Raw genomic sequence first — 22,326 nt, 5'->3', positions numbered from 1 at the left:
CTTGACGTACGGCGCCGAAGATCGGTTCGCGCAGCCTCAGTACCGGCCTCGGCAGCCCCGGCAGCCGGGCGGCGGCACCGGCCGGGCGTCGCTCCACCTCGCCCGCACGACGATCGAGGCCACCGCCGCGGCGCCCCGCGGGAGGCCGGGCATGGGCGCCACCTGCTGGACCGCCCACAGCTCGCCGCTGCTCGGGTCGATGACGAGCTGGACGCGGACGGCATCGTTGACGCGCAGCTGCAGGGTCACGCCTCGGCGGCCCGCCGGGTCGCGGACGTCGTCGACCACGCGGGCCCCGGGCAGGGCGGCCAGCATGCGGTAGGCCGCCGCCCGGGTGCCCGGGGTCGCCGGAACGTCCTTGACAAGCCGGATCCCCGCTTCCCGCACCCAGTCGTCCGGGCTCTGGTCGTAGCCGAGCGGGACGTGCCTCAGGAGCTCGGTCCTGAGCGCGGTCGCCTCTCGGGGAAGCGCGAGCAGCTGCTCCAAGGTCGGCTGCCACCCTGGCGCCAGACTCAGAGACCTCTTCAGCGTGCGCGCCGGGTAGAAGCGCAGCTTGGGGTCGCACTCCCGGGCGGGACAGAGCTTCGGGGAGCCCGCCCGCCTCCACGCCGCGGCGGCCTCGGCGCCGTAGGGCTTGGCCGAGACGGGTTCGTACCAGGTGTAGCCGTCGTGGTCCCGCCCGAGCACCAGCACGTCCTTGCCGCGTTCCTCGACGAGGAAGCCCTCCGCGCCCTTCGTACGGACGACCTCCTCGATCTCCAGCCGCCAGTAGCGGCCGCTGCCCTGAGGCTGCGCCGCGAGCTTGCCGGCTGCCGCGTCCAGGAGTTGTCCAGGGGTGGAGGCGACCTGTTCCCGGCCCGGCGAGGGCACCAGGAGCACGACCGCGCCGATCACGAGGACCACGGCCATCGCCGCGAGCGCGATCCCCCGCCATCCGCGCGCCACCGGACGCCGGCCACGGACCCGCCGCGCCGCAGGGCCCGCGGTCCGACCGGTGGGCCGACTGGCGGGACGGGCGGCGGGACGGGCGGCGGTGGCTTCGGTGAGCCGGGCCCGTGCCGCGGCGTGCTGCGCCGGCGAAAGCGGCGGTACGTCCGGCATCACCCGGTCGATGAACTCGAACTCCTTCATCACACCTCCACCCCCAACGTCGCACGCAGCTTGGTCCTGGCCCTGCTCAGCCGCGAGGCGACGGTTCCCTCGGCGACCTTCAACGCGGCGGCCACCTCCGCGTAGTTCAGCCCGCCGTACGCCACCAGCAGCACGACGTCACGTTCGCCGGCCGAGAGCTTGGTGAGCGCCTTGGCCAGCCGCCCGACCGTCACCTCGGCGGTGAGCCGGTCGATCACCCGGTCGTGGGGCCCGTCGTCGGGCGGCGGCCCGGTTCTCGCCAGCGCGCGGTACCGGCGCACCTCCGTACGCCGGTGCCGCCCGATCAGGTTGGTCGCGATGCCGTACAACCACGGCCTGATCTCGCCGAACGACGGATCGAACGCCTCGCGCTGATCGAAGGCGATCAGAAAGGTCTCGGCCGCGAGGTCCTCGGCCACGTCGAGGCCGACCCGTCGGCCGAGGTAGCGGCGGATCTCCTCGTAGTGGGCGTCGAAGACCGCTTCGAACGCGTCAGGGGCAGTGATCACTCAAGGACTCCCGAATGAGATGGACACCCCTTCTTGCCCGCGGCGAGCCTCGCCTTCCCGCGAATTCTCCATTTACGACATCCGGTTTATTTGTTAAGAAGGTTTATTAACGAATAGACCAGCCTAGAGAGGGACCCCATGGCGCGCTCTCGGCTCATCCTCATCCTGTTATCGGCCTGCGCACTGCTGGTGAACGCCGCGGGCGTGGCGCCGCCCGCCTCCGCGCAGGCCGTACCGGCGACGACCGCCCTGACGGGATACAAGATCCAGTCCACGGCGAAGGTGTCCGACTCCGGGGCCGCGATCTCCACGCCCGGTTACGCGGCCACCGGCTGGTATCCGGTGGGCCCCCGCTCGACCGTGCTCGCGGGCCTGCTGCAGAACAACGTCTACCCGGACCCCTTCTACTCCACCAACATGCAGTCGATCCCGACCGCGGACTTCGACGTGCCGTGGTGGTACCGCTCCGACTTCACCCTCGGCGACGAGTCCGGATTGCGGACCTTCCTCGACGTCAGCGGCGTGATCTCCAGCGCCGACGTGTGGGTGAACGGCACCCAGGTCGCCACCGCCGCCCAGGTGGCCGGGGCCTACACCCGCAACGAACGGGACGTCACCGCCCTGGTGCACCCGGGCGTCAACTCGGTGGCCTTCCGCATCAACCCGAACAACCCCAACAACCACCTCACGATCGGCTGGATCGACTGGGTGCAGCTGCCGCGCGACGACAACATGGGCATCTTCCGCGACGTCCTGATCCGGCGCAGCGCCGACGTCTCGCTGCGCGACGCGCATGTGATCACGAACCTTGCGGTGCCGGGGCTCGACCGCGCCGACCTCACCATCAAGGTCGACGTCCGCAACGCCACCGGCAGCGCCGTGAACGCCACCGTCAAGGGGACGATCGGCTCGCTCGAGTTCTCGCAGGACGTCGCGCTGGCCGCGAACCAGACCAAGCGGATCACGTTCAACCAGACGCTGGCCAACCCGCAGGTGTGGTGGCCGCACACGATGGGCGCCCAGCCGCTCTACGACCTGAACCTCACGGCGACGACCGGCGGCGCGGAGAGCGACACGCTGACCCAGCGCTTCGGCGTGCGCAAGGTGGAGTCGGGCAAGAACGCCAGCGGCCGTCGCTACTACAAGATCAACGGCAGGCCGATCCTGATCAGGGGCGGCGGCTGGTCTCCCGACATCTTCCTCCGCAAGAACCTGGGCTACCTGGAAGACAAGATCCGCTACGTCAAGGACCTCGGCCTCAACACGATCCGCGTCGAAGGCCACCTGGACACCGACGAGCTCTACGACCTGGCCGACAAGTACGGCATCCTGACCCTGCCCGGCTGGGAGTGCTGCGACAAGTGGGAAGGCTCCTTCAGCAGCTCCGACTATCCGATCGCCAAGGCGTCCATGCAGGCGGAGGCCACCCGGCTGCGCAACCACCCCAGCGTGATCTCGTTCCTGATCGGCTCGGACAACCCGCCGCCGGCCCAGAAGGAGACCAACTACCTCGACGCCCTCACCGCGGCCGAGTGGCAGCTCCCGATCGTATCCGTGGCCTCCGACAAGTCCAGCCCGCAACTGGGCAACTCGGGCATGAAGATGCCCGGCCCGTACGACTGGGTGCCGCCGAGCTACTGGTACAACAAGCGCGAAGGCGGGGCGTTCGGCTTCAACTCCGAGACCGGCGCCGGCCCCGACGTCCCGACGCTCGACTCGCTCAAGCGGATGATGACCTCCGCGCAGATCGACTCGCTCTGGCAGAGCCCGAGCGCGACGCAGTATCACCGCTCGCCGTCGAGCACCTTCGACGACCTGACCATCTACCACAACGCCCTCAGAGGCAGGTACGGCGTCCCGTCCGGCCTTACGGACTACATGAAGAAAGCGCAGCTCGCCCAGTACGAGGCGGTCCGAGCGCAGTTCGAGGCCTACGGCCGCAACTTCACCGACTCGAGCAACCCGTCCACCGGCGTCATCTACTGGATGCTCAACAGCGGCTGGTCCTCGCTCCACTGGCAGCTCTTCGACTACTACCTGGACCAGGGCGGCTCCTACTGGGGCGCCCGCGAGGCCAACAAGCCCTTGCACGTGCAGTACTCGTACGACAACAAGTCCGTCGTAGTGGTCAACTCCGGCGTCTCGGCCGCCTCGGGCCTGACCGTCAAGACGGACGTGTTCAACACGGACGGATCCGCCAAGTACAGCAACACCGCGACGGTCAGCGTCCCCGCCGACGGGGGCAAGGCCACCGCGGTGACCGTACCGGCCGTCAGCGGTCTCTCCACCACCTACCTGGTACGGCTGACGCTCCTGCGCGACGGCCAGGAGATCGACCGCAACGTCTACGCCCTGTCCACCTCGGACGACGTGATCGACTGGGACAACAACGACTGGTACTACGTACCGACCTCCAGCTACGCCAACCTGAAGGGCCTCAACAACCTGGCCCAGGCCCCGATCACCGCCACCGCCTCCGCGCCCTCCCCCGGCACGGTCACCGTGACGATCAAGAACACCGGCACCGGCGCCGTCCCCGCCTTCATGCTGGACGCCGACGTGGTGGACGCGGCGGGCAAGCCCGTGCTGCCGATCCAGTGGTCGGACAACGCGATCAGCCTCTGGCCGGGGGAATCCAAGACCCTCACCGCCACCTACCGGGCCTCCAACCTGACCGGTTCGCCGAGCGTACGAGTGGCCGGGTGGAACACCGCGACCCTCACCGTCCCGACCGGGCCGCCCGACACCCAGAACCCGTCCGTGCCCGGCAACCTGCGCACCACCGGCAAGACCTCGTCCAGCGTCACGCTGGCCTGGGACGCCTCCACCGACAACGTCGGCGTCACCGGCTACGACGTCTACAACGGCAGCGCCCTGGCCACGACGGTCACCGGCACCACCGCCACGGTCTCCGGCCTGGCGGCCGGCACACCGTACACGTTCACGGTCAAGGCCCACGACGCGGCGGGCAACTCCTCAGCACCGTCGAACGCCGTCACCGAGACCACCGGCAGCGGCCCCGCCGTCTACCAGGCGGAGGACGCGACGATCTCGCAGGGCGTGGTGGAGTCCAACCACGCGGGCTACACCGGCACGGGGTTCGTGAACTACGACAACGTGACGGGCAGCTATGTGGAGTGGACGGTGAACGCCGCGACGGCGGGGCCGGTCACCCTGGAGCTCCGCTTCGCCAACGGCACCACGGCCAACCGGCCGATGACCATCGCGGTCAACGGCACCTCGGTCACCCGCGACTTCACCGGCACCGGCGCCTGGACCACCTGGCAGACCGTCACCCTGACCGCCGACCTCGCCCAGGGGGTGAACAAGATCAGAGGTACCGCCACCACGTCCAACGGCGGCCCCAACGTCGACCGCCTCTCGGTGAGCTGACCTCACCGCTCGGCCCGGCGCCGGAGCAGTTCGGCGGTGGCCTGGTCGGCGGGCAGGAACGCCTCCAGGTGCAGCTCGGCGAGCGTGACGTCGGTCGCCGTCGCGAACGAGGTCAGCGTCGTGATGAGGCGTAGCTCCCCGTCCGCGGAGGCCAGCCTCATGGGGACGGAGAAACCGAGATGCTCGGGCCCGACCGGCGCCTGGGGGACGTAGCCGGCCAGTTCGGCGGCGAAGTCCTCCAGGCGCGGGTCCGGGCTCCGGCGGGCTCGGGCACGGAGGTTCTCGATGATGTGCCGGCCCCATTCGCCCAGGTTGCGCACCCTGGGGGCCATCCCGTCCGGATGGAGCATGAGCCGCAGCATGTTGACCGGCGGTTCGAGCAGCTCGGGCGCCGCGCCCTCGGTGAACACCTCGACCGCGTCGTTCGCCGCCACCACCCGGCCGTACGGTGCGATGACGAGGGCCGGATACGGCAGGTGACCGTACAGGATCTGTTCGAGCGCGGCGCGGACCGGCCGCAGCGCCGACTCCTCCAGCCCCGACTCGGCGAACACCGGCGCGTAACCGGCCGCGGTGAGCAGGTCGTTGCGCTCCCGCAGCGACAGCCCGAGCGACTCGGCCAGCCGGATCACGATCGCGCGCCCCGGCCGGGAACGGCCGCTCTCGATGAAGCTCAGATGGCGCTGGGTCGTGCCGGCCAGCGTGGCCAGTTCGAGCTGGCTGACCCGGCGAAGCCCGCGCCAGCGTCTCAGCTCCGTGCCGACGCCGTTCTCCATGGTTGTGCTGCTCACCGCTCTGTTCTATCCGGTCGCCGTGCGGGCCCGCGATTCCCCCCGGGGAATTGCCGGCCGCCCTGGCCGCCCCGCACGATCGTGCCCACTCATGCGGATCCGGAAAGGACATCAGATGAAGAGCTACCGCCTCGTGCCCGGACGCGGCCTCGACGGGCTGACGCTGCACGACCGCGACGAGCCCGAACCGGGGCGCGGGCAGGTCGTGGTCAGGATCCGCGCGAACTCCCTCGGGTTCCGCGACCTGCGCGTGCTGTCCGGGGACTATCCCCTGCCGGTCACCCCCGGCGTGGTGCCCGGCTGCGAGGGAGTGGGAGAGGTCGTGGCGGTCGGCGCGGACGTCACCCGGGTCAGGCCGGGTGACCGGGTGGCGGCCACCGTCTTCCCGCGCTGGCTGGACGGCCCGTTCCGGCGCGAGGACGCCGCCCAGCTCGGCACCATGATCGACGGTGTGCTGACCGAGTACGCGCTGCTGAGCGAGGACGGCGTCGTGCACATCCCCGAGCACCTGTCGTACGAGGAGGCCGCGGCCCTGCCGCTGGCGGCGGTGACCGCGTGGAACTCCCTGACCTCCGGCGGCGCCCCGCACCCCGGCACGACCGTGCTGACTCTCGGGTCGGGCGCCGTGTCGCTGTTCGTGCTGCTCTTCGCCAAGCTGGCCGGAGCCAGAGTGATCGTGACCACGTCCGGCCCCGCCAAGGCCGAGCGGCTGAAGGCGCTCGGAGCCGACGAGGTGATCAACTACCGGGAGAACCCGGCCTGGTGGAAGGAGGTGCACGCGCTGACCGACGGCCGGGGAGCCGATCGCGTCGTCGACGCGACGGGGCCGCTGGAGCAGTCGCTGCGGTCCGTCTCGGCCGGCGGCGAGGTCGCCTTCGTCGGCTACTGGCTCTCCGGCGCCGAAGGAGCCACACCGGTCGACCCCGCCACCCTGTTCATGGCCGGTTCGGTGCTGCGCCGGATCGCCACCGGCAGCCGGGCCCATTTCCTCGAGCTGAACCGGGCCGTCGAGGCGCACCGGCTGCGCCCGGTGATCGACCGGGTGTTTCCCTTCGAGCAGGTGCCCGACGCCTTCGCCTACTGCGGGTCAGGCGGCGGCTTCGGCAAGGTGATCGTCAGCCACGCCTGACCCGCCCGCTCAGCCGGCCGTCCAGATGCGGCTGCGCAGGTCCATGCCGCGGATGACCTGGACCCGGAAGGGGTCGAGGCGCAGGACGTGCAGCTTGGGGTCGGCCGGCGAGCGCCAGAAGGCGCCCAGGTCGTACCCGGCGCCCCGGGGGCTGGTGGCGCGGTAGAGGTCCCACACGCGCCGCCGCACGTCCGGGTCGTCCACCCACGCGGCCACGGCGTCGACGGCGACCGAGTTGTTGCCGGGCTTCCAGTACGAGAACGAGGTGTGCGGGTTGCCGGCCAGGTGGGCCGCCTTGATGGGGTCCGGTAGGTGGCGAGCCAGCCCAGCGGCCGCCCGTCCACGTTCTCCCAGATGGGGATGAGCACCCGGGTGCGCGGGCGGTTGCGGGCGTCCACGGTGACCATGGTGGCGTACACGGTGGCGCCGACGATGGCGTTGAACTCGGCCTCGATCTCCGCGAAGGACGTCATCGCGCGGCTCCCTTCCGCAGGCCGAAAGCGCTGACCACGACGGCCAGGGCCGCGGCGGCGATCGGCACGGCGAGCGCGGTGCGGTAGGCGCCGAGCAGGTCCCCCGCGTCCGCCACGGCCACGATCACCGTGGTGCCGGCCGCCAGCCCGAGCGCCGCGCCGAACTGGAAGGAGGTGTAGAGCAGCCCGCCGGCCAGGCCCTGCTCGCTCTCGTCGACGCCGTCGGTGGCGACGATGGTGAGCGGACCGTACGCGAGGGCGAACGCCACCCCCAGGATGATCATGGTGGGGAACATCGCGAGATAGACGGTGTCCATGCCGATGGGCAGGAACAACACGTACGAGAGCACGGCGAACAGCAGCCCGGCCAGGATGACCCTCGCGTTGCCGAACCGGTTGACCAGCCGCGGGGTCAGGGTCGGGGCGAGGACGGCGTCCGCGCCGACCGCGAGCATGGCCAGGCTGGTCTGCAGCGAGGTCCAGCCGCGCACCTCCTGGAGATACAGGACCGCGATGAACTGGAAGCCGAAGAAGGCCCCGGAGAACAGCAGCCCCGCGAGGTTGGCGCGGACGAGCGGCGCGGAGCGGAAGATGCCCAGGCGCACCAGCGGCGCGGCGGAGCGGCGTTCGATCACGAGGAAGAGCGCGACCAGAGCCAGCCCGGTGACCAGCGCGCCGGCTGTCCACCCGGCGCCCACGTGGGCGGCGCGCTCGACGCCGAGCACCAGCAGCATGATGGCGGCGGTGATGGTCACCGCGCCCGCCACGTCCAGCCTGCGCTCCTGGGAACGTTCCATGGGACCGGCCGGGATCAGCGGCACCGCCAGGACCAGGATGATCAGGGCCAGCACCGCCGGCGCGAACAGCACCCAGCGCCAGTCCACGGCGGCGAGCAGGCCGCCGAGCACCAGCCCGAGGGAGAAACCCCCGGCGGCGGTGCCCGAGTACACCAGGAGCGCCTGGTTGCGCCGCGGCCCCTCCTCGAAGCTCGTGGTGATGATGGACAACCCGGCGGGGGTCATGACCGCGGCGGCGACGCCCGCCACGAAACGGGCGGCGATGAGCATCCAGCCCTCGCTGGCCAGCCCGCCCAGGGCGGAGACGACGAGGAAGACCGCCAGCCAGATCAGGAACATCCGGCGGCGGCCGAACAGGTCGGCCGCCCGGCCGCCGACCAGCATGAACCCGCCGTAGCCCAGGACGTAGGCGCTGATCACCCACTGCAGCTCACCCGTGGACAGGCCGAGGTCGGCCCGGATGGCGGGCAGGGCCACGTTGAGCATCGCGACGTTGATCCCCTCGAGGAAGATCGCGCCGCACAGGACGAACAGCATCCCCCAGGCCTTGGGGGTCATGCGCAACGACGGCGAAGAAGAGTGCGTGGTTGTGGACACAGGAACGACTCCTATGGTTCTTTTTCGTAACAAAGGAATCTTGCGTGACCATGGGGAAGCAATGGAAGACGGCACTTCAAAGGCACTCGGTTACTGCACGGGAACCATGGACGACCAGGTCGTCCAGTGGGACACCCGGGCCGACTGCGACGTGCGGAAGATCCTCGACCGCGTCGCGGACAAGTGGTCGCTGCTGGTCATCGCCCTGCTCGACCGCCGCACGATGCGCTTCTCCGAGCTGCGCCGCGCCATCGACGGGGTCAGCCAGCGCATGCTCACCGTGACGCTGCGCCAACTGGAGCGCGACGGGCTCGTGACCCGCACCGTCTATCCGGTGGTGCCGCCGCGGGTGGAGTACGAGCTGACCGCGCTCGGCATCTCGCTGCACGAGGTGATCAAGTCGCTGGTCGTCTGGACCGAGGAGCACCAGCGGGAGATCTCCGACGCCCGCACCGCGTACGACGACCGGACCGCCGAGGAGGAGCGCCTGCTCCAAGCCCCCGCAGCGCGCTGATTTACGCCTCGGGGCCGAAGATCCCGGGATACGCCCCGCCCGGCTCGGGATCGAGCCCCTTCCACAGCGCCCGCAGGATGCCGTGCAGCTGGGCCACCTGCTCGCCGGTGAGCGGGTCGAACAGGCGCCTGCGCACCTCCTCCACGTGCGCGGGCGCCGCCTGCGCGAGTGCGGCGAAGCCGTCGTCGGTCAGCTCGGCCATGGTCACCCGCCGGTTGTCGGGGTGCGGTGACCGCCGCACCCAGCCGCGCTCCTCCAGCCGCGCCACCGCGTGGGACAGGCGGCTGAGCGAGGAGTAGACCTGCGCGGCCAGGTCGGTCATCGACATGCGCCGCTCGGGGACCTCCGAGAGCGTCGCCAGGATCATGTAGTACGTGTACGGCATCCCGGCGTCGTGCTGCAGCTGCCGGTCGAGGGCGTCGCCGAGCAACCGGGTCGTCCACAGATATGCCCGCCAGGTCTGCTGTTCGTCGTCGTCGAGCCACCGTGCTTCCACGCCGCCCATCCTAGCTTGAACTCTCAACCTTTGAGGTGTAGCGTCCACACTTGAACGCTCAACCTTAGGGAGAAATCATGAAAATTGGCGACTTGGAAGTGGGCAGCATCGGTTTCGGCGCCATGCGGCTGTCGGCCGACGGCACGATCTGGGAGGCACCCGCCGACCGGCAGGGCCCCCTGGCCGTCCTGCGCCGCGCGGTCGAGCTCGGCGTACGGCACATCGACACCTCCGACGCCTACGCGCTGGGCGCGAACGAGGACCTCATCGCCGAGGCCCTGCACCCCTACGCCGACGACGTCGTGATCGCCACCAAGGGCGGCGTGACCCGGCCGAGCGTCGAGGAGTGGATCCCGCTGGGGCGCCCCGAGTACCTGCGCCAGCAGGCCGAGCTGAGCCTGCGCCGCCTGCGCCGCGACGTGATCGACCTGTACTACCTGCACCGCGTCGACCCCCAGGTCCCGCTCGCCGACCAGGTCGGCGCCCTGGCGCAACTGCGGGAGGAGGGCAAGATCCGCCACATCGGCCTGTCGGAGGTGACGGTGGACCAGCTGGAGGAGGCACGCGGGATCGCCCCCGTCGCCGCCGTCCAGAACCTCTACAACCTCACCGACCGCACCCACGAGAAGGTCGTGGACTACGCCGGCGAGCACGGGATCGCGTTCGTCCCGTTCTTCCCGATCGCCGTCGGCGACCACGCCAAGGCGGGCGGCCCCGTGGCCACCGTGGCGGCCGAGATCGGGGCGACCCCGGCCCAGACCGCCCTGGCCTGGCTGCTGCGCCGCTCGCCGGCCATGTTCCCCATCCCCGGCACGACCTCCGTGGCGCACCTGGAGGAGAACGTCGCGGCGGCGGGTCTCACGCTGACCGACGAGCAGTTCGCCCGGCTGGACCAGGCGTCATAGGGCCTAGGGGGCCGGTTTGACGTTCTTCATCGTGAAGTGCGAGGTGACGTTCCTGATCCGCGGGATGGTCATGACGTACGTGCTGAGGAAGGTCTCGTAGGCGGCCAGGTCGGCGACGGCCACGCGGACGAAGTAGTCGGGGCTGCCGAACAGCCGCCGCAGCTCGACGACCTCCGCGGCCCGCGCCAGGGTCTGCTCGAAGCGCTCGACGGTCTCCGCGTCCTGGGCGTCGAGGGTGAGGTCGAGCAGGACCTCGAACGACCGGCCCACGGCGGTGGGATCGATGACCGCCCGGTAACCGCGGATGACGCCCTCGGCCTCCAGCCGCTGGACGCGCCGCAGGCACGGGCCGGGGGTGAGCCCGACCCGCTGGGCCAGCTCCACGTTCGTCAGCCGCCCGTCCCGTTCCAGCTCGGCGATGATTGCCCGGTCGGTCGCATCCATGAGAGAAGATTGCACTGTCAGGGCCTCCGGGAGCAATGTTCGCAACCACATGTCGCGCGTTCTGCGAGACCATGGAGGGGTGCAAGATGTAGTTTCGCCTGAGATGACCGCTCCACCCCCGACCGCCCGGAAGGAGCAGATCATCGCGGGGGTACGCGACTCCTTCTCCGCGGGGCTGGGGATCTTCCCGCTGGGGATCGCCCTCGGCCTGCTGGTCATCCAGGCCGGGCTTTCCTGGTGGCTGGCTCCTGCCCTGTCGTTGGCCGCGTTCGCCGGATCGCTCGAGCTGCTGCTGGTGGGCATGATGGCGAGCGTCACGCCGCTCGCCGCCGTCGCGCTGACCGTCCTGGTGGTCAACTTCCGGCACGTCTTCTACGCCTTCTCCTTCCCGCTCCACCTGGTCAGGAACCGGCTGGCCAAGGCGTACGCCGTCTACGCGATGATCGACGAGGCCTACGCCGTCAACGCCTCGCTGCCCGCGGCGGAGCGCTCGGCGCCCCGGCTGCTGGCGATGCAACTCGCCTGCCAGACCTACTGGGTCGGCGGCGGCCTGGTCGGCGTGGCCGTCGGCGCGGCTCTGCCCGCGCCGATCAAGGGCCTGGAGTTCGCCCTGTGCGCCCTGTTCACCGTGCTCACCCTGGACGCGTTCCGCTCCCGCCGGGAGGTCCCCTCGGTGCTGCTGGCGGGGGCGAGCGTGGCCGTCGCGCTCGTCCTCACCCCGGGGGTCGCCATGTTCACCGCGCTGCTGCTGTTCGTGGCGCTGCTGCTGGTCCGGCACGCGCTCACCGCCCGCCGATCCGCCCCGGAGGCCGCCGATGCCTAGCACCGCCTACATCGTCGCCGTCCTCGCGATCGTCTTCGCCATCACCCTCGCGCTGCGCGCCGTCCCCTTCGCGGTGCTGCGCACGCTGCGCGGCTCGGCGATCGTGCGGCAACTCTCGGTGTGGATGCCGGTCGGCATCCTCGCCATCCTCGCCGTGACCGCCCTGCACGGCACCGTCGCCGCCGAGCCGCGCGCGACGCTGTACGCGCTGCTCGCGGTCGCCGTCACGGCGGGCGTCCATCTCGCGTTCGGCCGCCGGACGATCCTGAGCGTCGGGATCGGCACCGCGGCCTACGTCGTCCTCGTCAACGCCTTCTGAATCAGCGGGCGTTGAGCGCGCCCAAGGTCCTTACTGGGGACGGAGCCGCTGCCCGAAGCCCGTGACGATGGCGTCCAGCCCCGTGGTGAACCATCGTTCGTAGAAGTCGAGTGCGGCGGGGCCGGGCGGAGGAGCGGGGGTGTCGGAGCCGGGCGGCGTGCCCACCTGGGCGAGGGCATGCCCGAGCACGTAGACGCCGACGGACTGGATGACGATCAGGGACTCGTCCTGCTCGATGCCGGCGGCGGTGAAGCGGTCGAGCACGCCCGCCAGCAGCGGCAGGGAGCTTTCGACGTCGACCGGGTAGGTGGCCAGCAGCGGCACGGCGTGCGGGTGGTCGAGCAGCATGCGCCGGTACGCCACGGCGAACCGCGTCACCGCATCCGTCCACGTCGGGCCGGGGTCGAACCCGGCGAGCGCGGTGGCGAACAGGCGATTGACGATCGCGGCCAGAATGGCGTCGCGATTGGGCACATGCCGGTACAGCGACATCGCGGCCACCCCGAGGCGGGCGCCGATGCCCCGCATGGTCACCGCGTCCAGTCCCTCCTCGTCGAGGAGGGCGATGGCCGCGGTGACGATCTGCTCGGTGGCCAGCTGGGGCGGCCGCCCGCCCCGGCCGCGTGGTGGCTTGGTGCTCATGCGGCCAGTGTGACAGCCAATGTGGTGCCGAGCATGGCCATACTGAGCAGTCCGACGATCATGTGCTGGACGTCGGGGACGACCGCGTGCCCGTCCGTGGGCAGGATCTTGAGGGTGCGGGCGTAGTCGCGCTCGTAGACCTGCCGCTGGGCGGCGGAGCTCAGCCCGAAGTACGGCAGCCACCAATTGGCCAGGTGCCCGGCCAGGATCAGCCCGCATAACGCCGACGCGGCGATCAGCGACCATGGCCGGTGCAGGGCGATGCCGGCGGCGATGAGCAGTGGGAACGGGTAGTTGATCGACGCGGCGAGCAGCCGTGGCCGCAGGTTGCCGGGCTTCAGGTCGTTGAGCGGGAACATCGGCACCCACTCGGTCAGGGCCAGCCAGGCCAGCCAGAGGAGAGGGAGTGCGATGGCGATCGTGGTCACGGTGACCTCCCGGGCCGGAGTTTGTGTACCACGTAAGCTTACGTCGTACACAAACTCCGCACAACCTGGGGCCGGAGAACGGGATCGCCCCGCGAGGAGCGGCCTCGCGGGGCGACGGATGCCGGTGCGGCGGCAGACCTCCTACCCGTCGTCGTCATCCGGAGGGACCGGGGCGGGCGGGATCGCGGCCGGGGCCTGCGCCACCGTGGCGGCGGCGGCCGTACCGGTCGATGGAGCGGAGAGCGAGACCGAACCGATGAGCGCGGACGCCACCAGAGTGGCGGCGACGAGCAGGCGTTCGAGCATCAGAGATCACTCCGTGAGGTGATGGGCGCCCGGCTGATGCGGGCTGACGGAGCGTCGACATGGGGCTCCCGGGAAGCGCCAGTACGGCGCATGAAGCACTTCTCACGCTAGCGGGAGCGGCCCGCGGCGTCTCCCGGCAGGAGGCAAAGCCTTCCCCAGGCCCGAGCCCGCCCCAGGTCCCCCGAGGACACCTCAGGGCGTCTCCTCGAGGAACCGTACGAGGTCCTTGCGCTCGTTCTTGCCGTTGAGGGTGAGAGGAAAGAAGGGCAGGACGCGGCAGATCGCGGGCACCTTCGCGGCCTCCAGGCGGTGCGCCAGCTCGCGCAGGACGACGTGGGGGGCGAGGTCGCCCTCGACGATGATCGCGAGATCGTGCCGTTCGCCGGGAGGCACCACCGCGGCGGCCCGGACGCCCGGGATGTCCATCGCGGCGGCCTCGATCTCGATGGTGCTCATCCGGGTGCCCTTGCGCTTGAACATGTCGTCGCGCCGGCCCTCGAAGTAGAGGTAGCCGTCCTCGTCGAGGAAACCGTAGTCGCCGGTGTGCAGGCGGGTCTCGCCGGTGGCCGCGTCGCGGCGGTAGACGCGGGCGGTCAGTTCGGGGGCGCGCCAGTATCCCGCCATGACGTTGGGCCCGGACACCACGATCTCCCCGGTCTCACCGGCGGGCAGCGGCGTGCCGTCGTCGCCGAGGATCAGCACGCGGGTGCCGGGCAGGGGGCGGCCGACCGAGTCGGGGCGTTCCCGCTCCAGCTCCGGTTCCATGATGGTGACCCGTTTGCACTCGGTGACCCCGTACATCCGCACCACCCGGGCGCCGGGGAAGCACTCGCGCAGGCCCTCGATGGTCGAGGCCGGCAGCGCGGCGCCGGTGCTGGTGAACATCCGCACGGTGGGCACGGAGCCGGGGGCCCGCCTGCCCAGGGTCGTGAGCATGGCGCCCAGCGAGGGCACCATCGGCACGACGGTCGCGCCGCACTCCTGCAACTGGCTCAGCAGCGCCAGGTCGGACCCTTCACCCGCCAGCACCAGCTCCGCGTGGCCGAGTGCGGACAGGAAGATCTGGTAGAGGCCGTAGTCGAAGGACATCGGCGACCGGCAGAAGACGACGTCCCCCGGACGGTAGCCGAGCACGGCGTTGATGGCCGAGGCCGCGAACGTCACCTGCGCGTGCGGGCCCACCACCGCCTTGGGCGCCGCCGTGCTGCCGGAGGTGTACATCAGGACCGCGACGTCCTGCGGCCGGACCTCGGCCGGGCCGCCCGGGACGGGGCGTCCGGCGAACGCCTCCACCTCCCGCCAGAGCTCGTCGATCCCGTGGACGGGCACGTCGGCGGTCTCCCGCAGCGCCTCGCCGGCCCCGATGACCAGCTTGGGCTCGGAGTCCTCCATGACGGACCTCAGGTGGTACGCCTTCATCCCGGGGTTCAGGGGCACGAAGACGACACCGTGCCGCGACGCGCCGTAGAGGATGGGGACGGTCTCGCGCAGGTTGGGCAGCTGCACGATGATCCGGTCGCCGGGTTCGACGCCCGTGGCCGCCAGCCAGGCGGCGAAAGCGCGGCTGAGCTCGACGACCCGCCGATAGCTCCAGCCGCCGCGGGCGTCGCGCACCGCGATCCCGTCCGGATTCATGGCGGCCGCCTCGTCCAGCAGTTCGTGGATGAGCCGCGGCCGCGGAGAATACGCCGTGGAAATCAACCCGTTCAATATGTGCCTCCAGCCCCGAGCCGGGGAAAGGAATTCTCCGGCAGCCGGGACGCATGCGCGTGCAACCGGAAGCCGGCCAGGCCGATTCCGAAGCTACGCTCGGGCCCCGGCGAGCTGACCCCCTATGCCACCCCTATCTAGGGGTCCTGGGGCCGCGTAGGCCCCCAGCAGCGGCGGATCCCGCCGGCTCTCCCGGCCCGCGACCAGGACGGCCAACTCACGCCATAGATGATCTTGGAATTCTGTGCAATGTTCACAACCTCGGGGGCAGGAGGACCGTTCACCTGCGAGGGTTTCCGGAGATTCCAGATGCGACAACGTCGCAAGAGGAGCGGTTGCGGCGGATTACCGCCGTCCTATTTGGTACGTTCCAGAAAACGGCCGCCCGAAAAGAGATGGGCTTCATCGCCCCAGTTGAGCACCGTTGCGGCGGAGAATCATGCGGTCCTCGGTTTACGGCTATTGGTATTCCGGACTACAGTGATCCACGCCTGTCCGGTGCCGTGCCGTCAAGGCGGTCTTTCCTTGACTCGGACCGGCGTACAACATTACCGTGACGGTTTGGCGCCCGTTTGCGATTCGGTCGGGGTGCAAGGTCTGCCGGACGGTGTGTTTTCGCAGCACACCGGCTACGCAAGCCGCTGATACGCATGATGGAGACGTGGCCGCACATGTTACAGGAATTCACGGGCGCAGGCGAGAGCGCGAAAGGCGCTGTCGCACTCAATCTTTATCGGATTGTCAGTGAAATCGCGGTGAACCACGGGAAACCCGTCCCCGCGTCGCCGCCCCTGTTTTCCCTGCCGGGCGGCCGCGCCGCCGGATGGCGTTCTGCCACCCGGTCGTAGCGTGGCCGCGGGTCATCGACTTCAAAGGGGGCAGGGAATCCTTTCCGTTCTCACCCATGGCGACCGCCCGCCGGTGGACGCCGTCCAGCCACCGGACCACCGCCCCGGCGGGGGTCCGGCCGTATCCCGCGACTCGAGCGCGGGCACCACGTCGCGCCTCGGACGTCCGTCACCCGGACCCGGCGGGCGGATCCTGACAGGCTCTGCCCCGGCTTCGAGCTGCGCGAACATCGAGCCGTCCCGATCCGGGGCCGGCTCACGCGAGGACCTGCGGTCGTGGCTCGGCAGACCGCCGTCACCCGCCGCCACGCCGAAGCACGGCCACCGTGCCGCCTCCGGGCGGCCGGCCACACCTTCACCGCCCGCGGGCGAGAGGGGCCGGGCGTCTTCCACGCCACGCCGAAAACCTCGGCTCGAACGTGACGAAGTCGGCAATCGAAGATCCCTGGACTGCTCCCGGTCCGCTTCCTGACCGAGCTTCCTCTACGACCAAACAGGTGAAGGAGAGTCGATGCAGTTCGCCGAACGCGAATCAGAAATCACCCTCCTCAATACCATGCTCGCGGAGAGTGAGCATGGTTGGGGAAGAATTGCGATGATAACCGGCCCTCCAGGGTTCGACAAGAGCCGGGTGCTGCACGCCTTCGCCGATTCGGCGGTGCGGTCGGGCGCCACTCATCTGAGCGCCATCTGCCTACGGAACGAGCAGAACATCTCACTGGGCGTCATCCACCAGGTTTCGCAGAGCCTGAGTGCCGCACTGGGCGAGATGCCCCCCGCGTTGAAACTTCTGCAGGAGGCCGTATTCAACGCGGGACCGCGCGGGATCCGGCCGGAAGACCTCAATTGGATCGGCGTCACGCACGGCCTGTGGGAGATCATCACCAACCACGCGCGGCGCGGCGCGGTATTGATAACCATCGAGGACGTGCAATACGCGGATTCGGTTTCGCTGGACATTCTCCTGCATTTCATAAACCGGCTCCATTCCGCGAACGTCTTCATGGTCTTCACGGTGAACGAAGGACCGGACGGGGTGCCGCTCAGAATTCAGAGCGATCTCATGCACCATCCGCAGTGCCGCCGCATCAAGGTGGCGCCGTACTCGTCGGGCACCATTTCCCGGATCGCGCAGGTCCGCCTCGGGACCGAGCCGGACGATCCGCTGGCGGAGGCGATCCACGAGGTCAGCGGCGGAAACGCCCTCCTGGTGCGCTCGCTGATCGAGGACCGGGAGAACGCGGGCGGCGACGGGACCGGCCTGGTGATCGACGACGGCTTCTCCGGATCCGTCCGTACGCTGCTGAACCGCATCGGCAGCACCCCCCTACGGGTCCTGCGCGCCGCCGCGGTGCTGGACGCGTCGACCTCTCCCCCGCTGCTGGCCGAGATGCTGCACATCAAGCAGCCGGCCGTGGTCCGCACCCTGGAATGGCTGGCGGAGATCGGCCTGCTGGGCATGGACGGCTTCCGCCACCCCGCAGCCAGGGAGGCCGTCCTGGACTCCATGGAACCGGACCTCCTCAAAGAGCTCTACGCACGCGCCGCCCAGTTGCTGCACGCGACCGGCGTACAGCCCACCGTGATCGCCGACCACCTCGTCGCCGCCGGCGCCAAGCACGAGCCCTGGGCCCTGGACGTGCTGCGGGAGGCCGCCGACCAGGCGCTGGCCACCGACGAGTACGAGCTCGCCGTGCGGTACCTCCGGTACGCGGCGGACCTGTGCTCCGGGACCGACGAACGGATCCAGGTCACCCTGGCGCTGGCCAAGGCCACCTGGCGGATCAACCCCTCCACCGCCACCATGTACCTCCCCATGCTCGTGCAGGCCGCGCGGGACGGCCGGCTGCCCGCCAGGGACGTGCACTGGCTGCTCACGTGCATGCTCTGGCACGGCCAGTACGACGAGGCCGAGGAGATGTTCGCGCTGCTGGAGCAGGCCGAGCAGGGCGATGGCCAGGAGGCGGGCGGAGCCCACGCGTGGCGCCTCGCGGCCGACCACTGGCTGGCCGGCACCCACCCCCCGGTCCTGCACCGGTTGCGGGGGACGCACAAGCCCTCCCCCTTACGCGAGGGCAGCGAACGGCACCCGGCCCATTCGTACGCGCGGACGATCTCCGCGCTCGCCGCCAACCTGCGCGACGGCGAGACCGAGGCGGCCCTGCGGACGGCGGAGAAGGTCCTGCACTCCGTCCAGCTCGAAGGCTGCAACATCGAGCTGGTCGAGGCGGCCCTGTTCTGCTTCGTCTATTCGGACCGCACCCACGAGGCGGCCTCCCTCGTCGAGAACCTGTACGCGGTGGCGGAGCGGCGCAACTCGCCCACGTGGCTGAGCGTGCTCGCGGCCTTCCGCGCGCACATCGCCGAGCACAAGGGAGAGATGCTGGAGGCCGTCGAATGGGGCGAGCTCTCCCTGCGCACCCTGCCCCCCAGGAGCCTGGGCGTGCTCGCGGCGCTCCCGCTGGCCAGCCTCATCGAGGCCCACACCGAGATGGGCGAGTATCAGAAGGCCGAACAGTACCTCCGTCATCCCCTGCCTGAAACCGTTTACCAGACCCGGTACGGGCTGCATTACCTCTTCGCGCGGGGCCACTACAGAACCTCGGTCGGTCAGGCGCACGCGGGCCTCAGCGACTTCCTGAAGTGCGGCACGCTGATGCGGTCCTGGGAGGTCGACACGCCGCTGCTTGTCCCGTGGCGCCTCGGGGCGGCCGGGGTCTCGGTCGTGCTGAAGAACAACGCCCGCGCCCGGAAGTTCCTCGAGCTGCACCACGCCACGCCGCACGGCCACAGTCCCCGGATCCGGGGGTTCGCGCTGATGGTGCTGGCCTCGGCCGAGGAGGTCGGACGCCGGCCGCCGCTGCTGCGCAAAGCCGTCGACATGCTCCAGGACTCCGGCCACAAGATGGAGCTGGCGCACGCGCTGGCACGCCTCAGCCACTCCCTGGCCGCCCTGGGCGAGACGGACAAGGCCCGGCTCATCGGCCAGCAGGCGGACCGGGTCGGCCAGCGTTGCCATGCCGAGCCCCTGCGCAGGTCGGTGGCGAACGCCTTCGACAGCGAATTCGGCGCGATGGCCGCCGGGAACGACCAGAACGCCCTGAGCCCCGCCGAATATCGGGTCGCCTCGATGGCGGCGCTCGGCTACACGAACCGGGAGATCGCGACGAGAGCTCATATCACCATCAGTACGGTGGAGCAGCACCTCACGCGCATATATCGCAAACTCGGGGTGAACGGCCGGAACGACCTTCCGCGTCTGTTCTCGTCGAAAGAGCTCGGCTCGTCGAACGGAAACGTGCTCGTCGCGGAGAATTCCCGGCACCTTCCCGGCTCGGCGTCCGTGCCCGGGTGACGGCCGGTTTCATTCATCGAGCGGGATTTCCCATTCGGGTACGTCCCGTTTGCGGACGACGACGATGGCCCAGCCGACCTCCCCCCGGTCGACGGCGGACTGCACTTCTTCGCAGGACGCGGAGAAGGCGAGCATCTTGTCCCGGGCCTCGGCGTCGGCCATCTGTTCGGCCCGCGCCCGGGCCGCCTCCGCGTTTCCCTCGAACGTCCGCCTGAGGAAGCCGGTCACATTGACCACCGAACTGATTTCGAAGCCGGCCTCCTCCAGCGCGGAATGGTATTCGAGAAGCGTGTAGCCGTCGTTCCACCCGAACTTGTCGTAGACCTCGGTCCGGGTGCGCTCGCTGATCCTCGTCCGCGGCCGGTAGAAATCACTGAAGGCGAAGATGCCGCCGCTGCGCAGCACGCGGCGGATCTCCGCATAGCTGCGCGGCATGTCCGGCGCCTTGTGCAGCGCGCCGTGGCTGACGACGTGACTGAAACTACCGGGCTCGTACGGAAGGCGCAGCACCGACGCCCGCCGGAAGCCGACGTCCAGCCGTTGCCGCTGGCTGGTGCACAGATCGTGGGCGAACCTGACGTACTCCTCGCTCTCGAAGATCCCCTCGCCTCGGCAGCCGAACCACTGGGCCAGGTAGACCAGCAGGCATTCGCAGTCGTCGCCCACCTCGAGCACCGTGCTCGAACCGTCGATCCCCGCCTCGGCGGCGAGAAACGCGGCGGTCTGCTCGACGGTCGTCCGATAGTCGTCCCGGCTGTTCTCCCGGAAATCGTCGGTCGGGTAGTCGGCCGCATGTGCCACGCCATAGCCCGTCAAATTCAAAAAGGTATGACTGCTCTGGTCGTACATGTCTCCGACTTCCCTCCGACAATAAGGGTGGCCCGCGGTCGCGGCACCGCACCGGTGCCTGCCGGCGCGAACGCACCGAGGATCAATCGCGTTCGTCTCGCGAAGACTCTTGCCTATACCTCGAAGAGTGCCCGGATTCTCTCATGTACTCAATGGTGCTATCCCCCCTTTTCTGGTCCGGTCTTCCGTACATCGGCCCCACCCATTTACGCCGCGCCCCGGACGCATCACGAAGGATTTTGCGCCTCGCGCAACTTGATGAACGCGAGAATCCCCATTACTAGCATGATGACCGCGCCGGCGAAAGCGGCGATCTGCATTCCGTCTACATAGGCGTCGCGGGCCACGGAGGCCAGCGCCTCGCCCACCGCCCGAGGGAGCTCGGCGGCGACCGACAGCGCGCCACCGAGGGTCTCGTGCGCCACCGCGGCGGCGTCGGGCGGGACGCCGGGCGGCAGCTGCGCGGCGAGGGTGCTGCGGTAGACGGCCACCCCGATGCTGCCGAGGATGGCGGCTCCGAGCGCCTGCCCGAACTCGGTGGAGGACTCGAACAGCCCCGAGGCGGATCCCGCCTTCTCGGGCGGCGCCGTGGCGACCACCATGGTGGAGGCCAGTGCCTGCACCGATCCGATCCCCCAGCCCAGCAGGAACAGCCCGCTGAACAGCAGCGGCAGGTTGACGTCCGTGCTCAGCTGGGAGATCAGCAGGAAGCCGATCGCCCCGAAGACCATGCCGGAGCCCATGATGGTGCCGGGCCGGAACCATTTGGTGAGCGCCGCCCCGAGCACCGAGCCGGCCGCCGAGCTGACGGCCGTCGGCACGGTCATCAGCCCGGCCACGATCGGCCGCATCCCGAGCACCGACATCAGGTATTGCGTGATGAAATAGAACGTCCCGACGAGGGCGAACACCGCGAGGGTGGCGGTGATCAGGGACACGGTGAACGCGTGCCGGCGGAAGAGCGCCAGGTCCAGCATGGGGTCGGGCAGCTTGCGCTGCCTCTGCAGGAACAGGGTCAGGAACAGCAGCCCGATCACGGCGCTGATCCACATCGTCACGGAGAAGTTCTGCTCGGCGACCATCTTCACCGCGTAGACGATCGGCAGGGCGGCGAGCAGCACGAGGACCGCGCTGAGGATGTCGAACTTCCCGGGGTTGGGGTCGCGGTATTCCGGCAGGAGCGGGCCGAGCGCGAGTAACAGGATCATGATCGGCACGCTGATCAGGAAGACCGCTCCCCACCAGAAGCTCTCCAGCAGCCACCCGCCGACGATCGGCCCGGCCACGCTGCCGAGGGTGAAGATCGCGGCCCAGATGGCGATCGCCATGTGGAGCTGGCGGCCGTCGGTGAACAGCACCCGGATGAGGGCGAGGGTCGGCGGCATCAGCGTCGCCGCCGCGGCCCCCTGCAGGCCACGCGCCACAATGAGCAGCTCGGCACTGGGCGCGTACGCCGCGATGGCCGACGTGAGGCCGAACACCACCGCACCCACCAGGAGCAGCCGCCGGCGGCCGATCCGGTCACCCAGATTGCCCATCGGAATGAGCAGCCCGGCCAGCAGGAAGGCGTAGATGTCGACGATCCACAGCTGCTGCGTGCCGCTCGGTTCCAGCTCGGCGGTCAGTGACGGGAGCGCGAAGAACAGCACCGTCACCGTGATGGAGATGAGCAGTACGGGCAGCATGAGGATCGCCAGGCCGGTCCACTCCCGCCACCCCGCTTTGGCGCCTCTTTCGGCGATATCCATTCCCACCCCTCTCATACTGTGTACGTAACATTTACAGTACACCATATGTCAGCTTGCCAAAGGGCCTTGTCAAGTAGACATTGACTTCCATGACACGCTGGTGCTCCATGTCATGGCTG

The 22,326-nt window shown here is 69.7% G+C and carries 21 protein-coding genes and 1 pseudogene; 9 read left to right on the top strand and 13 right to left on the bottom strand.

Going from position 1 to position 22,326, the window contains the following annotated elements:
• Window positions 1-36: 36 nt before the first annotated feature.
• Together ACIHFD_RS62860 and ACIHFD_RS62855 are read right to left on the bottom strand one after the other, a co-directional pair.
• Window positions 37-1,131: a CU044_5270 family protein gene (locus tag ACIHFD_RS62860; protein WP_397375104.1), complete on the bottom strand. Its 1,095-nt coding sequence runs from the start codon at window positions 1,129-1,131 to the stop codon at window positions 37-39.
• The gene (locus ACIHFD_RS62855; RefSeq protein ID WP_397375103.1) at window positions 1,131-1,640 is read right to left on the bottom strand and encodes an RNA polymerase sigma factor; all 510 of its coding nucleotides are present in this window, start codon (window positions 1,638-1,640) and stop codon (window positions 1,131-1,133) included. Before ACIHFD_RS62855 ends, ACIHFD_RS62860 begins: the two co-directional genes overlap by 1 nt.
• A 138-nt stretch (window positions 1,641-1,778) precedes the next feature.
• Between ACIHFD_RS62855 and ACIHFD_RS62850 the strand changes: the two genes are divergently transcribed.
• The gene (locus tag ACIHFD_RS62850; RefSeq protein WP_397375102.1) at window positions 1,779-5,033 is read left to right on the top strand and encodes a glycosyl hydrolase 2 galactose-binding domain-containing protein; all 3,255 of its coding nucleotides are present in this window, start codon (window positions 1,779-1,781) and stop codon (window positions 5,031-5,033) included.
• Between the two features lie 2 nt (window positions 5,034-5,035).
• Here ACIHFD_RS62850 and ACIHFD_RS62845 read toward each other — a convergent pair whose 3' ends face one another.
• Window positions 5,036-5,824, bottom strand: coding sequence for a helix-turn-helix transcriptional regulator (locus ACIHFD_RS62845; protein WP_355212710.1), 789 nt, complete (start codon window positions 5,822-5,824; stop codon window positions 5,036-5,038).
• Between the two features lie 115 nt (window positions 5,825-5,939).
• Here ACIHFD_RS62845 and ACIHFD_RS62840 point away from each other — a divergent pair, with 115 nt between their 5' ends.
• Window positions 5,940-6,953 carry an NAD(P)-dependent alcohol dehydrogenase gene (locus ACIHFD_RS62840; RefSeq protein ID WP_397375101.1) on the top strand — a complete coding sequence of 338 codons (1,014 nt, stop codon included), beginning with the start codon at window positions 5,940-5,942 and terminating at the stop codon, window positions 6,951-6,953.
• A gap of 9 nt (window positions 6,954-6,962) precedes the next feature.
• Here the strand turns inward: ACIHFD_RS62840 and ACIHFD_RS62835 are convergent, their stop codons facing one another.
• Window positions 6,963-7,169: a hypothetical protein gene (locus tag ACIHFD_RS62835; protein ID WP_397375100.1), complete on the bottom strand. Its 207-nt coding sequence runs from the start codon at window positions 7,167-7,169 to the stop codon at window positions 6,963-6,965.
• A gap of 96 nt (window positions 7,170-7,265) precedes the next feature.
• Here ACIHFD_RS62835 and ACIHFD_RS62830 point away from each other — a divergent pair, with 96 nt between their 5' ends.
• Window positions 7,266-7,460 (top strand): hypothetical protein, encoded by a 195-nt coding sequence (locus ACIHFD_RS62830; RefSeq protein WP_397375099.1) that lies wholly within the window; start codon window positions 7,266-7,268, stop codon window positions 7,458-7,460.
• Here ACIHFD_RS62830 and ACIHFD_RS62825 read toward each other — a convergent pair.
• Complete coding sequence (locus ACIHFD_RS62825) at window positions 7,423-8,820, bottom strand: MFS transporter (RefSeq protein WP_397375098.1); 1,398 nt, start codon at window positions 8,818-8,820, stop codon at window positions 7,423-7,425. The genes ACIHFD_RS62830 and ACIHFD_RS62825 overlap by 38 nt on opposite strands.
• Before the next feature lie 61 nt (window positions 8,821-8,881).
• Between ACIHFD_RS62825 and ACIHFD_RS62820 the strand changes: the two genes are divergently transcribed.
• Window positions 8,882-9,334: a winged helix-turn-helix transcriptional regulator gene (locus ACIHFD_RS62820; RefSeq protein ID WP_397375097.1), complete on the top strand. Its 453-nt coding sequence runs from the start codon at window positions 8,882-8,884 to the stop codon at window positions 9,332-9,334.
• A 1-nt stretch (window position 9,335) separates the two neighbouring features.
• On the opposite strand, the gene ACIHFD_RS62815 is transcribed toward ACIHFD_RS62820, so the two are convergent.
• Window positions 9,336-9,830 (bottom strand): MarR family winged helix-turn-helix transcriptional regulator, encoded by a 495-nt coding sequence (locus tag ACIHFD_RS62815; protein ID WP_397375096.1) that lies wholly within the window; start codon window positions 9,828-9,830, stop codon window positions 9,336-9,338.
• A gap of 77 nt (window positions 9,831-9,907) precedes the next feature.
• On the opposite strand from ACIHFD_RS62815, the gene ACIHFD_RS62810 reads away from it, so the two are divergent.
• Window positions 9,908-10,735, top strand: a complete 828-nt coding sequence (locus ACIHFD_RS62810) for an aldo/keto reductase (RefSeq protein ID WP_397375095.1) — start codon at window positions 9,908-9,910, stop codon at window positions 10,733-10,735.
• Between the two features lie 3 nt (window positions 10,736-10,738).
• Here ACIHFD_RS62810 and ACIHFD_RS62805 read toward each other — a convergent pair whose 3' ends face one another.
• Entirely contained in the window at window positions 10,739-11,179 is a 441-nt protein-coding gene (locus ACIHFD_RS62805) for an Lrp/AsnC family transcriptional regulator (protein ID WP_397375094.1), read from the bottom strand.
• A gap of 103 nt (window positions 11,180-11,282) precedes the next feature.
• On the opposite strand from ACIHFD_RS62805, the gene ACIHFD_RS62800 reads away from it, so the two are divergent.
• Together ACIHFD_RS62800 and ACIHFD_RS62795 are read left to right on the top strand one after the other, a co-directional pair.
• Window positions 11,283-12,002: an AzlC family ABC transporter permease gene (locus ACIHFD_RS62800; RefSeq protein ID WP_397375093.1), complete on the top strand. Its 720-nt coding sequence runs from the start codon at window positions 11,283-11,285 to the stop codon at window positions 12,000-12,002.
• Window positions 11,995-12,321 carry a branched-chain amino acid transporter permease gene (locus tag ACIHFD_RS62795; protein ID WP_397375092.1) on the top strand — a complete coding sequence of 109 codons (327 nt, stop codon included), beginning with the start codon at window positions 11,995-11,997 and terminating at the stop codon, window positions 12,319-12,321. The genes ACIHFD_RS62800 and ACIHFD_RS62795 overlap by 8 nt, the downstream gene beginning before the upstream one ends.
• 30 nt (window positions 12,322-12,351) lie before the next feature.
• On the opposite strand, the gene ACIHFD_RS62790 is transcribed toward ACIHFD_RS62795, so the two are convergent.
• From ACIHFD_RS62790 to ACIHFD_RS62775, 4 genes are all read right to left on the bottom strand, one after another.
• Entirely contained in the window at window positions 12,352-12,963 is a 612-nt protein-coding gene (locus ACIHFD_RS62790; protein ID WP_397375091.1) for a TetR/AcrR family transcriptional regulator, read from the bottom strand.
• The gene (locus ACIHFD_RS62785) at window positions 12,960-13,391 is read right to left on the bottom strand and encodes a hypothetical protein (protein ID WP_397375090.1); all 432 of its coding nucleotides are present in this window, start codon (window positions 13,389-13,391) and stop codon (window positions 12,960-12,962) included. The genes ACIHFD_RS62790 and ACIHFD_RS62785 overlap by 4 nt, the downstream gene beginning before the upstream one ends.
• Window positions 13,392-13,532: 141 nt before the next feature.
• The gene (locus tag ACIHFD_RS62780; RefSeq protein WP_355212684.1) at window positions 13,533-13,697 is read right to left on the bottom strand and encodes a hypothetical protein; all 165 of its coding nucleotides are present in this window, start codon (window positions 13,695-13,697) and stop codon (window positions 13,533-13,535) included.
• Between the two features lie 192 nt (window positions 13,698-13,889).
• Window positions 13,890-15,398, bottom strand: coding sequence for an AMP-binding protein (locus ACIHFD_RS62775; RefSeq protein WP_397375089.1), 1,509 nt, complete (start codon window positions 15,396-15,398; stop codon window positions 13,890-13,892).
• Window positions 15,399-16,766: 1,368 nt separating this feature from the next.
• On the opposite strand from ACIHFD_RS62775, the pseudogene ACIHFD_RS62770 reads away from it, so the two are divergent.
• Both ACIHFD_RS62770 and ACIHFD_RS62765 read left to right on the top strand, forming a co-directional pair.
• Window positions 16,767-17,204: pseudogene (locus tag ACIHFD_RS62770) on the top strand (AAA family ATPase); the annotation flags it as partial.
• A gap of 66 nt (window positions 17,205-17,270) precedes the next feature.
• Entirely contained in the window at window positions 17,271-19,610 is a 2,340-nt protein-coding gene (locus tag ACIHFD_RS62765) for a LuxR C-terminal-related transcriptional regulator (RefSeq protein WP_397375110.1), read from the top strand.
• A gap of 9 nt (window positions 19,611-19,619) precedes the next feature.
• Here the strand turns inward: ACIHFD_RS62765 and ACIHFD_RS62760 are convergent, their stop codons facing one another.
• Window positions 19,620-20,459 (bottom strand): class I SAM-dependent methyltransferase, encoded by an 840-nt coding sequence (locus ACIHFD_RS62760; RefSeq protein ID WP_397375088.1) that lies wholly within the window; start codon window positions 20,457-20,459, stop codon window positions 19,620-19,622.
• Between the two features lie 227 nt (window positions 20,460-20,686).
• Window positions 20,687-22,207: an MFS transporter gene (locus ACIHFD_RS62755; RefSeq protein ID WP_355212678.1), complete on the bottom strand. Its 1,521-nt coding sequence runs from the start codon at window positions 22,205-22,207 to the stop codon at window positions 20,687-20,689.
• Between the last annotated feature and the right edge of the window lie 119 nt (window positions 22,208-22,326).

The organism is Nonomuraea sp. NPDC051941, from assembly GCF_044593615.1.
Note: the sequence above shows the minus strand (reverse complement) of the source record. Positions and strands in the feature narration are given on the sequence as shown.